This is a genomic window from Micromonospora sp. HB375 (genome assembly GCF_017872985.1).
GTDB lineage: Bacteria > Actinomycetota > Actinomycetes > Mycobacteriales > Micromonosporaceae > Micromonospora > Micromonospora chalcea.
Genome location: NZ_JAGGJO010000001.1, coordinates 787,214 through 799,881 on the forward strand (window position 1 = coordinate 787,214; position 12,668 = coordinate 799,881).

Genomic DNA, 12,668 nt, shown 5'->3' on the forward strand with positions numbered 1-12,668 from the left:
GCAACCGCACCAGGCACGCCAGGCGTGTCCCCTGCGACCGTCACTCGGGAGGTAGCAGGTGCCGGACGTCGACGGATTCGACGAGTTCTACCGGGGCAGCCGACAGCGGCTGCTCGGCTTCGTCTACGTGCTCACCGGCGACCTCGCCGAGGCGCAGGACGCCGTGCAGGAGGCGTACATCCGGGCCTGGCAGCGGTGGTCCACAGTGCGCGGATACGACGACCCGGAGGCATGGGTGCGGGTGGTGGCGAGCCGGATCGCGGTGAGCCGCTGGCGCAGCCTGCGCAGCCGGGCGCGCGCCTATCTGCGCCATGGCGCCGAGGAGAGCATGCCGGCGCCGAGCACCGACACGGTCGAGGTGGTGGCCGCGTTGCGGCGGCTGCCCGAGGAGCAACGCGTCGCTCTCGCGCTGTACTACCTGCTCGGCATGCCGGTCGCCGAGGTGGCCCGGGAGACCGAGGCCCCGGTCGGCACCGTCAAGGCCCGGCTGTCCCGGGGCCGAGCCGCCCTGGCCGAACTGCTCGCGGTAGTGGATCTGGAGGAGCCCGCCGATGCGTGACGACGACCTGGCGTTCATCGACGTGATGCAGCGGGACCTGCGCAACGTCCGCTGGGCGGAACCGGCCGAGCTGCGGGCACGTGCCCGGCGCCGCAGCCGCCGCACGGTGGCCGCCGCGGCGGTGGCGGTGCTCGCACTCACCTCCGGGGCCGCGTTCGTGGCCTCCGGGCGTGCCGCCTCACCAGCGCGGGCCCCGGTCGCCGCCAATCCGTCGGCGACACCGTGGAGCGCCACGGAGGTGCCCGCCGAGGCGCTGCTGCAACCGTCCGACGTGCGGCCGGCCGGCACCACGCCGTGGAACGACTCCGGCCTCGACGAGGAGATCCAGCTGGACAAGATGCTGGAGGTCTGCCGGCAGGAGCAGGGCCTGCGGACGGAGTGGGTGAAGTCCCGCTACTCGCGGTCGGTGACCCTCCTGCGGAAGCGGCCGGGCGCCGGTGACCAGTCGGCCCCGCAGGCGGTGGTCCTGCAGGATGTGCACCGGCTGGCGCCGCGGGACGGCGAGCGGCTCTTCGACGAGCTGCCCGCGCTGCTCGCGCCCTGCCGCACGTGGCGGTTCACCGGTCCGGTGGAGTTGAAGGGCAAGCGGGTCCAGGCGGAGGTCGTCCACTCCTGGCAGACGGTCGACAGCGGCTTCGCCGGCGACGAGTCGGTGCTCGTGCGGCACGCCGTCGGGCAGGGCCGACGGCTGGACACCGGGGCGCGGCTCGGTGACGGGACCCCGCCGAAGGAGCAGGTGGTGGTGCGGGTCGGTGACCTCGTCACGGTGCTGAGCACCGGACCGGGCGGCGACGAGGTGACACTGCGGGACCTGGCCCGGGTCGCGGCCGAGCGGCTGTGCCGCGCCACGAACCCGGGCTGCTGACGCCGGTGCCCCCGCCACCGAGGCGGCGGGGGCACCCGACGTACTACAGCGGGATGTTGCCGTGCTTCTTCGGCGGCAGCGTCTCGCGCTTGGTCCGCAGCACCCGCAGCGCCCGCACGATCTGGGTACGCGTCTCGTGCGGCGGGATCACGCCGTCCACGTAGCCGCGCTCGGCGGCGATGTACGGGTTGGCGAGCGTGTCCTCGTACTCGGCGATCTTCTCGGCCCGGACCGCGGCCGGGTCCTCGGCGTTCGCCAGCTCCGAGCGGTAGAGGATGTTCACCGCGCCCTGCGCGCCCATCACCGCGATCTGCGCGGTCGGCCAGGCGAAGTTCAGGTCCGCGCCGAGGTGCTTGGAGCCCATCACGTCGTACGCGCCGCCGTACGCCTTGCGGGTGATGACTGTGACCTTCGGGACGGTGGCCTCGGCGTACGCGTAGATGAGCTTCGCGCCGCGCCGGATGATGCCGTCCCACTCCTGGCCGGTGCCGGGCAGGAAGCCGGGCACGTCCACGAAGGTGAGCACCGGGATGTTGAACGCGTCGCAGGTGCGCACGAACCGGGCCGCCTTCTCCGACGCGGCGATGTCGAGCGTGCCGGCGAACTGCATCGGCTGGTTCGCCACCACGCCCACCGGGCGCCCCTCGACGCGACCGAAACCGACCACCATGTTCTGCGCGTACAGCGGCTGCACCTCGAGGAACTCGCCGTCGTCGAGCACGTGCTCGATGACCCGGTGCATGTCGTACGGCTGGTTGGCCGAGTCCGGGATCAGCGTGTCCAGCTCCCGGTCCTCATCCGTGACGTCGAGGATCGCGGGCGCGTCGAACACCGGCGGCTCGTCCAGGTTGTTCGACGGCAGGTACGACAGCAGCGCCTTGACGTACTCGATCGCGTCCTCCTCGTCGGTGCCGAGGTAGTGCGCGTTGCCGCTGCGGGTGTTGTGGGTACGGGCGCCGCCCAGCTCCTCCATGCCGACGTCCTCGCCGGTGACCGTCTTGATCACGTCGGGGCCGGTGATGAACATGTGCGAGGTCTGGTCGACCATGACGGTGAAGTCGGTGACCGCCGGGGAGTAGACGGCGCCGCCCGCGCACGGGCCCATGATCAGCGAGATCTGCGGGATGACGCCGCTGGCCCGCACGTTGCGGAAGAAGATCTCGCCGTAGAGCCCGAGGGACGTGACGCCCTCCTGGATCCGCGCGCCGCCGGAGTCGTTGATGCCGACGACCGGGCACCCGATCTTCATGGCGAGGTCCATCAGCTTGACGATCTTCTCGCCGAAGACCTCGCCGAGGGAGCCGCCGAAGACGGTGAAGTCCTGCGAGAAGACGCAGACCTGCCGGCCGTCCACGGTGCCGTAGCCGGTCACCACGCCGTCCCCGTACGGGCGGGTCTTCTCCAGCCCGAAGTTGGTCGAGCGGTGCCGGGCGAACTCGTCCAGCTCGACGAACGATCCCTCGTCGAGGAGCATCTCGATCCGCTCGCGGGCGGTCTTCTTGCCCCGCGCGTGCTGCTTCTCGACCGCGCGTGCCGACCCGGCGTGCACCGCCTCGTCGAGCCGTCGCTCCAGGTCCGCCAGCTTGCCGGCGGTCGTGTGGATGTTGAACCCGGTCTCGGTAGTCACCCGTGGAATATAACGATGGTTCAGGTGTCTGAGGCTGTGCAGTACGCCTCATCCGGGCCGTAGGCTGGCGTGATGCCCGGCTCGCCGTACACGGATCTGGACCGACCGCCGCTCTCCGCGGCCCGGCTGCGGCGCGCGCTGGTCGCGCCGAACGGGCCCTGGCGACGCTTGGAGTTGCTGGCCGAGACCGGCTCGACGAACGCCGACACGGTGGCCGCGGCGCGGGGCGGCGAGCCGGAGGGCCTGGTGGTGGTCGCCGAGCGGCAGACCTCCGGCCGGGGCCGTCGGGGCCGTGTCTGGCAGTCGCCGCCGCGCGCCGGTCTCGCCACGAGCGTGCTGCTGCGGCCCGGCGAGGCGGTCCCCGAGCGCGGCTGGGCGCCGGTGCCGGTCACCGGGTACGGGTGGCTGCCGCTGCTCGCCGGTGTCGCGCTGGTCGAGGCGGTACGCCTGCTGGCCGAGCTGGACGCGCGGCTGAAGTGGCCCAACGACCTGCTGGTGGACGGCGCGAAGTGCGCCGGCGTGCTGGCCGAGGCGGTGCCGGGGGAGAACGACAGGCCGCCCGCGATCGTGGTCGGTGTGGGGCTGAACGTGACGCTGCGCGCCGACGAGCTGCCGGAGAACCCGACCGGGCTGCCCGCCACCTCGCTCCAGCTCGCCGGCGCCACCGCCACCGACCGGGACCCGCTGCTGCGGGCGCTGCTGCGCTCGCTCGCCGACTGGTACGAGCGCTGGCGTGACGCCGGAGGTGATGCGGAGGCCAGTGGGCTGCGCGAGGCGTACCTGGCCGGGTGCGCCACCATTGGTCGCCAGGTGCGGGTGTTGCTGCCCGACGGCAGCGAGGCGCACGGCACCGCGACCGGGGTGGACGCCGACGGGCAGCTCCTGGTGGAGACGAATGCCGAGACGCTGCGGCTGGCCGCGGGAGACGTGCTGCACCTGCGGTGAAAGGAAGGGCCCCCTCTTAACGCCTCCGGTAGAGGAAGGGCCCCCTCTTAACAACCACGGGCAGCCGCCCGCGCGGCCGATGCCGACGGGATGCGCCGACCGGTTACGGTCAGCGCGTCCTGTTCTGCGAGGAGGTTCCCCCGTGGCGTTCCCCGAAGACGTGCTCACCGAGGACGAGCACGTCGTGTTGCACCTGCACCCGCACTGGAAGGCCCTGATCCGGCCGGTCCTGGTGCTCGTGCTCGCCGTCGCGGCAGTCGTCGCCGGCTGGATTCTGCTGCCCGACGGCAGCGGCGGCACCATCGCGCTCTACGCCCTCGCGGTGGTCGCCCTGGCGCTGGTGCTGTGGCTGGCTCTGTGGCCGTTCCTGGTCTGGCGCACCACGCACTACCTGTTCACAAACGAGCGCGTCCTGCTCCAGCAGGGGGTGCTGTCGCGCAACCGGCGGGACCTGCCGTTGACCCGGATCAACGACCACGCCATGAACCAGCGCTTCGTGGAGCGGCTGCTCGGCTGCGGCACGCTGACCATCGAGTCGGCGGGTGAGCGCGGCCAGTCGGTGCTGCACGACGTGCCGGGCGTGGACCGGGTGCAGACGAAGCTGTACGAGCTGGTCGAGGCGCACCACGACAAGCACAGCCTGGGCGACGACGAGATGCGCGAGATCCTCGCCGACATGGCCGAGGGCAAGTCCCTGCGCGACCAGCCCTGACCGCGCCGCCGACCGAAGAGGGCCGGCACCCCCGGAAGCGGAGGTGCCGGCCCTCTTCGTCGGTCAGCGGCGCGCGCGGCGGGGCTGGAGTTCGGCGGCGAATTCGGCGTCCAGGTCGGCGCCGAGCGCGCCGCCGAGCCCGGCGTCAGCAGGTGCCGGACGGCCCCGGGGTGGCGCGTAGTCGGGTCGCCCGGCGCCCGGGGGAGGTTCCTCCTCCTCCAGCTCGCTCACCGACTCGGCCAGCTCGGCCACCGGGTCCATCTCGGCGACGTTGTCCCACTCGTCACGCGGCACCGAGTGCCAGGTCTCCTCGGCGTGCTTGGGCACCGGCTGGAAGACGAACGTGCGGTAGGACCAGAAGCGGAACAGCGTCGCCAGCAGGACACCGATGGTCTTGGCGACGTTCAGCGCCAGCAGTCCGTGTACGCCGAGGCCGTACTTGGCCAGGGCCAGGACGCCGAGTTCGATGACCAGGCCGGCGCCGTTGAAAAGGAAGAACAGGACGTATTCCCGCCGGAGTGCCGATTTCGGCCGATCCCGGTACGTCCAGTGACGATTCATCAGATACGACGTGATCGTGGCGACAATCGTCGCGATCACAGTCGCTTTCAGCTGACCGTCGCGGAAAACCGTGAGTGCCAGGGCATTGAACACCGCGTAATTGATGACGGTGTTGATGCCGCCGACGATGCCGAATTTGAGCGCCTCGTGGATGAACTTCTGCCAGCGCTCGGGCAGCAGACGGACTCCAGGCATGCGGAACACCTTAGGCAGTGGGCTGGGCCGGCTCGGCCCGGCGGGTCGGGATGGGCGGTTCGTCACGCCCCGGACTCTCGGTCGTGGCTCGTTGCCGGAACGGGTGGTGTTCCCGCGTCGACGAAGACGAACCGTCGGTACGACCAGAACCGGAAGAGCGTCCCGAGGCCGGTGCCGACGATGAAGCTGGCGATGTTGTCGGCCAGCGGGGTCTGGAACACCGCCGGCCAGACCGCGCCCAGCCCGTAGTGGCTGACCGCGAGACTTGCCACCGCGATACCGAGACCGACCGCGTTGAAGAAGAAGAACAGCGCGTACTCCCGGGCCGGGTTGGAGCGCTGCCGGTGCCGCCAGGTCCAGAACCGGTTGCCGAGGAACGCGACGGTCGCCGCGATCACCGTGGAGATGGTCTTCGCGGCGAGCGGCGGCATGTCCCGGCCACTGGACAGGAAGTTGAAGAGGACGAAGTCGACCACGAAGGCGAAGCCGCCGACGGTGGCGAACTTGCTCAACTCGTGGATCAGGTGACCGAAACGGTCGAGTAGTGCTCCGATCGGACCCCGACGGGTCTGCGGAGCCCCCGGTTGGTCCCCGGTCATCGTCGCGGCCACCCGCCGAGAGTACCGGTTGTGGGGTACACGGGCGGACCGCAACGGCGAGTCGGCCACGACGGCTTCGTCGTGGCCCTCGCGGCCGGGCCGCCCGGGCCGGGGATCTGTCGCCCGTTCTCGATGTCCGTGAGCAGAGGGTAACCCGCTGTGTGAATCTGTGGAGCCCATCACGGAATCGTCTTTCACGACATGTTCGTACGCTTCCCCGCGATCGGGCGTCGCGGTCACTCCGGGGGCGGAGCGGGCCGTCGAAGGTTCACCGCAGGATTTGCGTGAAACTGCGCGCGAAAGCGGGTATCAGATCGTGAAGCCGCAGCGTGGCCGTACCTTGTGCAGTTCTTCACAACCAGTCCCACTGACTGGCGAGGCAGTCCGGTTTACGCTGAGCCCAATCCCAGGTTTCCACGAGGCGGCGTACTTGCCCGCCAGAACTCGTGCACCCCATAGATCGGTCAGCGTCGACCACAAGGAGAAGTGACATGGTTGCTCCGGCTGCTGTTCGGGGTATCGATCAGGCCCCGACGTCCCACCCCAAGCTGCTGGCCTGGGTACGTGAGGTCGCGGAACTGACCACCCCCGACCGCGTGGTCTGGGTGGACGGGTCTGATGAGGAGTGGCGCCGCCTCACCGACGAGCTCGTCTCAAACGGCACCCTCATCCGGCTGAATCCCGAGAAGAAGCCCAACTCGTTCTACGCGCGTACCGACCCCACGGACGTCGCCCGGGTGGAGGAGCGCACCTTCATCTGCTCCGTCGACGAGGCGGACGCCGGCCCCACCAACAACTGGATGGCGCCGGCCGAGATGAAGCGGACGATGACGGAGCTGTACCGCGGCAGCATGCGCGGGCGCACCATGTACGTCATCCCGTTCTGCATGGGTCCGATCGAGGCCGAGAACCCCATGTTCGGCGTCGAGATCACCGACAGCCCGTACGTGGTCGCCTCCATGCGGATCATGACCCGGATGGGGTCGGCGATCCTGGAGGCGATGGGCGACGACGCCGACTTCGTGCACGCGCTGCACTCGATCGGCGCGCCGCTGGCCCCGGGTCAGCAGGACGTGGCCTGGCCGTGCAACGAGACGAAGTACATCTCGCACTTCCCGGAGACCCGGGAGATCTGGTCCTTCGGCTCCGGCTACGGCGGCAACTCGCTGCTCGGCAAGAAGTGCTACTCGCTGCGTATCGCCAGCGTGATGGGGCGCGACGAGGGCTGGCTGGCCGAGCACATGCTGATCCTCAAGATCACCTCGCCGGAGGGCAAGGTCTACCACATCGCCGGCGCCTTCCCGTCCGCCTGTGGCAAGACCAACCTCGCCATGCTGGAGCCGACCATCCCGGGCTGGAAGGTCGAGACCATCGGCGACGACATCGCCTGGATGCGGTTCGGCCAGGACGGCCGCCTCTACGCGATCAACCCGGAGTACGGCCTGTTCGGTGTCGCCCCTGGCACCGACTGGAAGACCAACGCCAACGCCATGCGGACGCTGGACCGCGGCAACTCCATCTTCACCAACGTGGCGCTGACCGACGACGGCGACATCTGGTGGGAGGGCATGGGTGAGCCGCCGGCGCACCTGATCGACTGGAAGGGCAACGACTGGACGCCGGAGAGCGAGAACCTCTCCTCGCACGCGAACAGCCGATTCTGCACCCCGATCACCCAGTGCCCGATCCTGGCCGACGACTACTACGACCCGAACGGCGTGCCGATCGACGCGATCCTGTTCGGCGGCCGTCGGCGGGACACCATCCCGCTGGTCACCGAGGCCCGCGACTGGGTGCACGGCGTCTACATGGGCGCCACGCTCTCCTCGGAGACCACCGCCGCCGCCTCCGGCGCGGTCGGCGTGGTGCGTCGTGACCCGATGGCCATGCTGCCGTTCATCGGCTACAACGCCGGCGACTACTTCCGGCACTGGATCGAGATGGGCAAGGGCGCGGACGGCGACGAGGCCAAGCTGCCCAAGATCTACTACGTCAACTGGTTCCGCAAGGACGCCGAGGGCAACTTCCTCTGGCCGGGCTTCGGCGAGAACTCCCGCGTGCTCAAGTGGGTCATCGAGCGGTTGGAGGGCCGGGCCGAGGCGGTGGAGACGCCGATCGGCATGGTCCCGGCGCAGGACGCGCTCGACGTCGAGGGTCTGGACATGACCCCGGAGGACGTCCGGATCGCGCTGAAGGTCGACGCGGACGAGTGGCGCGACGAGCTGCCGCTGGTCACCGAGTGGTTCGAGAAGTTCGGGGACAAGCTCCCCGGCGTGCTCTGGGCCGAGCTGGACGCGCTGCGCGCCCGCCTCGACGCGGAGCCGCAGAAGTAACAGGTGTGCCTGTTGCCCGCGCCGGGCAACATCGGATGCCATGAGGACGGCCGCTGAACCTGTCGAGGTCCGGCGGCCGTCCGCCGTCCGGGCGCTGACCACGCTGCTCGCCGTGACCGCGGCGGCCACCGTCGTGGTCGAGCTGCTCAACTACTGGTACGCCCCGGAGCAGGAGTTCGGTCTGGCCGTACGCACCGGCTGGGCGATGCTCCGATCGCTCGGCTTCCTGCTGCTGATCGGGCAGGTGAACAAGGGCCGGGTGGGCGCCCGGCCGTTCGGGCTGATCCTGGCGGTGACCACGATCTTCGCGGTCGGGCGGCTGATCGTGCCCCGGCAAGGGGTGCCCGCGCTGCCCGGCCTGATCGGGTTCGCCGTGCTCACCGCGCTCTGCGTCGCCGTGGTGCTGCTGCTCTACCGTTCCGAGGCGATCCGCGCCTACCTGGTCCGGCACCGCAAGGGCCTGGTCGTCGAGGGCGGGACGATCGCCTGGCGGGAGATGACGCCGAAGCGTCCGCAGGCGAACGGCTGGCTGCTCACCGCCCGGGTCGCGGCGTTCACCTACAGCCCGCTGATGCTGGTGCCGGCGCTGGTGGCGACCGGCGCCGTGCTGGACGGGCGGCTCGCCGCCGTACCGGCATTGATCTTCTGGTTCGGCGCCGGCATCGCGGTCAGCTACGCCGTCCTGTTCTGCACCGCGTTCCTGCTGCGCGACAAGGCGTGGGCGCGGAAGGGCCTGGTGGCCGTCACCCTCGGCGTCCTCGCGATCGACCTGCCCCTGTGCTGGTGGCTGCTCGGCGCCGACGGCCTGATCCGCGACGGCGCCCCGCTGGTCACGGCGGCAGCCCTCTGCGTCTGGTCGCTGTACCGGGCCACCCGGTCCCGTTGATGCCCGGGGTGGGGGCCGGCAGGGGAGGATGAGGGGGTGTGGGACGTCGTGGTGGTGGGGGCGGGGCCGGCGGGAGCGGCCGCCGCGCTCGGCGCACGACGGGCCGGGGCGGCGCGGGTGCTGCTGCTGGACCGGTCCGACTTCCCCCGCGACAAGGCGTGCGGGGACGGCATCGCCGCGCACGCGCTGGACGTCCTCGACGAGCTGGGCGTGACCGGGGCCGTCGACGGCTACCCGCCCCTGCCCGCGCTGCGCCTGGTCGCACCCGGTGGCGGCACCGTCGCCCGGACGCTGCCCCGGCCCGCGTACACGGTGCCCCGCCAGGTGTTCGACGCACGCCTGGTGGCGGCGGCGGTGGCGGCCGGCGCGGAGTTGCGGCGGCACACCGTACGCCGGGTGGAGATCGCTCCCGACCGGGTGGTGCTCGACGGTGAGCTGTCCGCGCGGGCGCTGGTCGGCGCGGACGGCGCCGGTTCGGTGGTCCGGCGCGCGCTCGGGCACCCGGTCAACCCGGACCGGCACCTGGCGCTCGCCATCCGGGGCTACGCGCCGGCCCCGCCCGGGCCGCCCGAACAGCTCATCGTCACCTCGGCGGCGCGCTGGCCCGCGTACGCCTGGGTCTTTCCGATCGGTGACGGTCGCGCGAACGTCGGGTACGGGGAGGTGCTGCGCGGCGAGCCGCTCAGCCGCGCGCACCTGCTGGACCGGATGGCCGCGCTGCTCCCCGGCGTCGACCCGGCCACGGTGACCGGCCTGCGTGCGCACCACCTGCCGCTGTCCACCCACCGGCCGGCGCCCGGGCGGGGCCGGGTGGTGCTGGCCGGGGACGCGCTGTCGCTGATCAACCCGTTCACCGGCGAGGGCATCTTCTACGCGCTGCGCTCGGGGGCGCTGGCCGGCGCGGCGGCGGCCGGCAGTCCGGCCGAGGCCGCCCGGGGGTACGCCGCCGCGCTGCGCGCCCGGCTCGGCACCCACCTGCGGCACAGCTCGGCGGCGGCCTGGCTGGCGCGTCGGCGCTGGGTGGTCGACGCGGTGGTCGGCGCGGCCGGGCGCGACGAGCGGGTCTACCGCACCGTGGTGGAGCTGGGGCTCGGCGACGGGCGGCTGGACGCCCGCACGCTCGCGGCGATCGCCGCTGACGTGCCGCGACCGCGCCGGACCGGCTCGCCGTCGGCTGATACGCCACCGAGACACTGATCTTTCTCACGGGTCGCTACCCTGCAAGGTGATGACTCTGCGGAAACTCCTCTACTCCGTGTACGAGCGCCGGCTGACGGCGAAGCTCGCGGGCAAGCCCGTACCCGCGCATGTCGGCGTGATGTGCGACGGCAACCGCAGATGGGCCCGGGAGATGGGCTTCGTCGACCCGAACGACGGCCACCGGATGGGCGCCGAGCGGATCAAGGAGCTGCTCCGCTGGTGCGACGCGGCCGGTGTCGGGCACGTCACGCTGTGGCTGCTCTCCACCGACAACCTCTCCCGCCCGGCCGCCGAGCTGGACCCACTGCTCCAGATCATCGAGGACCTCACCACCGAGCTGGCCGAGGAGGGCAACCCCTGGCGGCTGCGGATGGTCGGCGCGCTCGACGTGTTGCCGGCGCAGCACGCCGCCGCACTCAAGGCCGCCGAGGAACGCACCCGGGACCGCGACGGCGGGGCTCAGGTCAACATCGCGGTCGGGTACGGCGGGCGGCGCGAGATCGCCGACGCGGTCCGCTCGCTGCTGGCGGAGCACGCCGCGAACGGCGGCACGCTCGAGGAGCTGGCCACCTCGCTCGACGTCGACCACATCTCCGAGCACCTCTACACCAAGGGGCTGCCGGACCCGGATCTGATCATCCGGACCAGTGGCGAGCAGCGACTCTCCGGTTTCATGCTCTGGCAGAGCGCGCACTCGGAGTTCTACTTCTGCGAGCTGAACTGGCCCGACTTCCGCAAGGTCGACTTCCTGCGTGCCCTGCGCTCCTACGCCACCCGCCAGCGCCGATTCGGCACCTGACCGCCGCCTCCCCGTCGATCTTGCACTTCCGGCCCCGCGTGCGCGGCTTTCGTCCCCGTTTGTCGGGGCGGCAAGTGCAAGATCGACGCGGAAAAGCTGGGTCAGGTCAAGTGGCGCAGGGCGTCGGTGAGGAACTCGGCCAGGGCGGCGGGGGAGTCCAGGGTCAGGTCGGCGGCGTCGGCCACCTCGTGCCCGGTCTCCGGGTTGGCCACGGCGACGCAGACCCCGAGGAAGCCGGGGTCGGCGGCGGCGCGGGCGCGCAGCGCGGCGAACGCCTTGATGTCGGAGACGTCGTCACCGAAGTACCAGGCGCCGCCGGCGTCCCGGACCGTCTCGCCGATCACCATGCCCTTGTCCCGGTCGACGGGGGGCTTGAGTTCCAGCACCATCCGGCCCGGCTGGGCGCGCAGGCCAAGCCGCTCGGCCTGGGCGCGGCCCCACTCCTGCACCAGCTCACCGAGCTGCGGGGCGGTACGCCAGTGCAGCGCGACGGAGAGCCGCTTGTACTCGACCAGCGCGCCCGGCGGCAGCTCGGCGCGGGCCTGCTCGGCCAGCTCGGACATGGTGGGCACCCACGGCAGAGCGGCCGGCTCGGTGACCGTCTCACCGCCGGAGTGGCTGTGCTCCAGGCCGTACAGCCCGTACAGGTCGATTCCGGCGAGGCCGCCGAGGTGGTCGCGGAGGAAGTCCACCGGCCGGGCGGAGACGATGGCGATCCGCCGCACGTGCGGGGCGAGCGCCTCCAGCGCGGTGAGCACGTTGGGCGCGGGCCGGACGGCCGTGGGGTCGTCGTCGACCGGCGCCAACGTGCCGTCGAAGTCGAAGAAGAGAACGACGTCCCGTGCGCGATCGGCGGTCGCACGCCAGGCGTGCTCCGCGTTCAACGGGGTCTTCGGCTGCTGGTTGCCCAGATTCAACGGCGGCACGCGCGTCAGCGTACCCCGCGCCGGGCGGCGTATTCGTGGCCGAGATGTGACGTGGGAATGTCGTGGGGATCAGCGTTCGGCGGCTCCCCGTCCCCGGCGCCCGAACGGCACCACTGCCGCCTCCTGCCCGTGGCTGAGCAGGTAGCCCTCCACGAAGCCGGTGTTGCGGTCGCCGGTGTGCGCCTCGATCTCGTTCAGCCGCGCCACCAGGAACTCGGTGAGCGCGCTGACCCGGTCGTTGAGACGATCGTGCAGTTCGGCGACGACGGCGAGGATCACCGCGGTGCCGGCCGTGGTGAGCGCGAAGAGGTTGACGACCAGGGGAAGCTGCCCGCCGTCCAGTACGCCGACCACCACGTTGCCGGTCACGCACGATGTCAGCGACACCACCGCGACCACGACTGCCAACCATTTCAGGGTCATGGACAGACCCCTCCTTCTGTCCCGCAGGGCTGGGTTCG

Annotated in this window: 13 protein-coding genes; 8 read left to right on the forward strand and 5 right to left on the reverse strand. The window is 71.3% G+C overall.

From position 1 onward, the window contains the following. Positions 1–58 precede the first annotated feature (58 nt). Both J3R08_RS03920 and J3R08_RS03925 read left to right on the forward strand, forming a co-directional pair. Positions 59–559, forward strand: coding sequence for a SigE family RNA polymerase sigma factor (locus tag J3R08_RS03920; protein ID WP_043326656.1), 501 nt, complete (start codon positions 59–61; stop codon positions 557–559). Continuing rightward, positions 552–1,424 carry a hypothetical protein gene (locus J3R08_RS03925; protein WP_043326653.1) on the forward strand — a complete coding sequence of 291 codons (873 nt, stop codon included), beginning with the start codon at positions 552–554 and terminating at the stop codon, positions 1,422–1,424. Before J3R08_RS03920 ends, J3R08_RS03925 begins: the two co-directional genes overlap by 8 nt. A gap of 43 nt (positions 1,425–1,467) precedes the next feature. On the opposite strand, the gene J3R08_RS03930 is transcribed toward J3R08_RS03925, so the two are convergent. Continuing rightward, entirely contained in the window at positions 1,468–3,051 is a 1,584-nt protein-coding gene (locus J3R08_RS03930; protein ID WP_069087137.1) for an acyl-CoA carboxylase subunit beta, read from the reverse strand. Between the two features lie 72 nt (positions 3,052–3,123). On the opposite strand from J3R08_RS03930, the gene J3R08_RS03935 reads away from it, so the two are divergent. Both J3R08_RS03935 and J3R08_RS03940 read left to right on the forward strand, forming a co-directional pair. Next, positions 3,124–3,996: a biotin--[acetyl-CoA-carboxylase] ligase gene (locus J3R08_RS03935; protein WP_043330645.1), complete on the forward strand. Its 873-nt coding sequence runs from the start codon at positions 3,124–3,126 to the stop codon at positions 3,994–3,996. Between the two features lie 142 nt (positions 3,997–4,138). After that, entirely contained in the window at positions 4,139–4,708 is a 570-nt protein-coding gene (locus tag J3R08_RS03940; protein WP_043326648.1) for a PH domain-containing protein, read from the forward strand. A 63-nt stretch (positions 4,709–4,771) separates the two neighbouring features. On the opposite strand, the gene J3R08_RS03945 is transcribed toward J3R08_RS03940, so the two are convergent. Together J3R08_RS03945 and J3R08_RS03950 are read right to left on the reverse strand one after the other, a co-directional pair. Continuing rightward, positions 4,772–5,464, reverse strand: a complete 693-nt coding sequence (locus J3R08_RS03945; protein WP_043326646.1) for a GtrA family protein — start codon at positions 5,462–5,464, stop codon at positions 4,772–4,774. A 62-nt stretch (positions 5,465–5,526) separates the two neighbouring features. Then, positions 5,527–6,063: a GtrA family protein gene (locus tag J3R08_RS03950; protein ID WP_043330644.1), complete on the reverse strand. Its 537-nt coding sequence runs from the start codon at positions 6,061–6,063 to the stop codon at positions 5,527–5,529. 491 nt (positions 6,064–6,554) lie between these two features. On the opposite strand from J3R08_RS03950, the gene J3R08_RS03955 reads away from it, so the two are divergent. From J3R08_RS03955 to J3R08_RS03970, 4 genes are read left to right on the forward strand one after another with little or no spacing between them, the layout of a single operon-like run. Next, entirely contained in the window at positions 6,555–8,396 is a 1,842-nt protein-coding gene (locus tag J3R08_RS03955) for a phosphoenolpyruvate carboxykinase (GTP) (RefSeq protein ID WP_043326644.1), read from the forward strand. Positions 8,397–8,436: 40 nt separating this feature from the next. Beyond that, complete coding sequence (locus tag J3R08_RS03960; RefSeq protein WP_209960011.1) at positions 8,437–9,282, forward strand: hypothetical protein; 846 nt, start codon at positions 8,437–8,439, stop codon at positions 9,280–9,282. 36 nt (positions 9,283–9,318) lie between these two features. Next, complete coding sequence (locus tag J3R08_RS03965) at positions 9,319–10,479, forward strand: geranylgeranyl reductase family protein (RefSeq protein ID WP_166455854.1); 1,161 nt, start codon at positions 9,319–9,321, stop codon at positions 10,477–10,479. A gap of 31 nt (positions 10,480–10,510) precedes the next feature. Beyond that, complete coding sequence (locus J3R08_RS03970) at positions 10,511–11,281, forward strand: isoprenyl transferase (protein WP_043326637.1); 771 nt, start codon at positions 10,511–10,513, stop codon at positions 11,279–11,281. Between the two features lie 101 nt (positions 11,282–11,382). Here J3R08_RS03970 and otsB read toward each other — a convergent pair whose 3' ends face one another. After that, the gene (gene otsB / locus J3R08_RS03975; RefSeq protein ID WP_043326635.1) at positions 11,383–12,207 is read right to left on the reverse strand and encodes a trehalose-phosphatase; all 825 of its coding nucleotides are present in this window, start codon (positions 12,205–12,207) and stop codon (positions 11,383–11,385) included. A 69-nt stretch (positions 12,208–12,276) separates the two neighbouring features. Next, on the reverse strand, positions 12,277–12,630 hold the full coding sequence (locus tag J3R08_RS03980) for a hypothetical protein (protein ID WP_013284062.1): 354 nt from the start codon (positions 12,628–12,630) through the stop codon (positions 12,277–12,279). Positions 12,631–12,668: the final 38 nt, after the last annotated feature.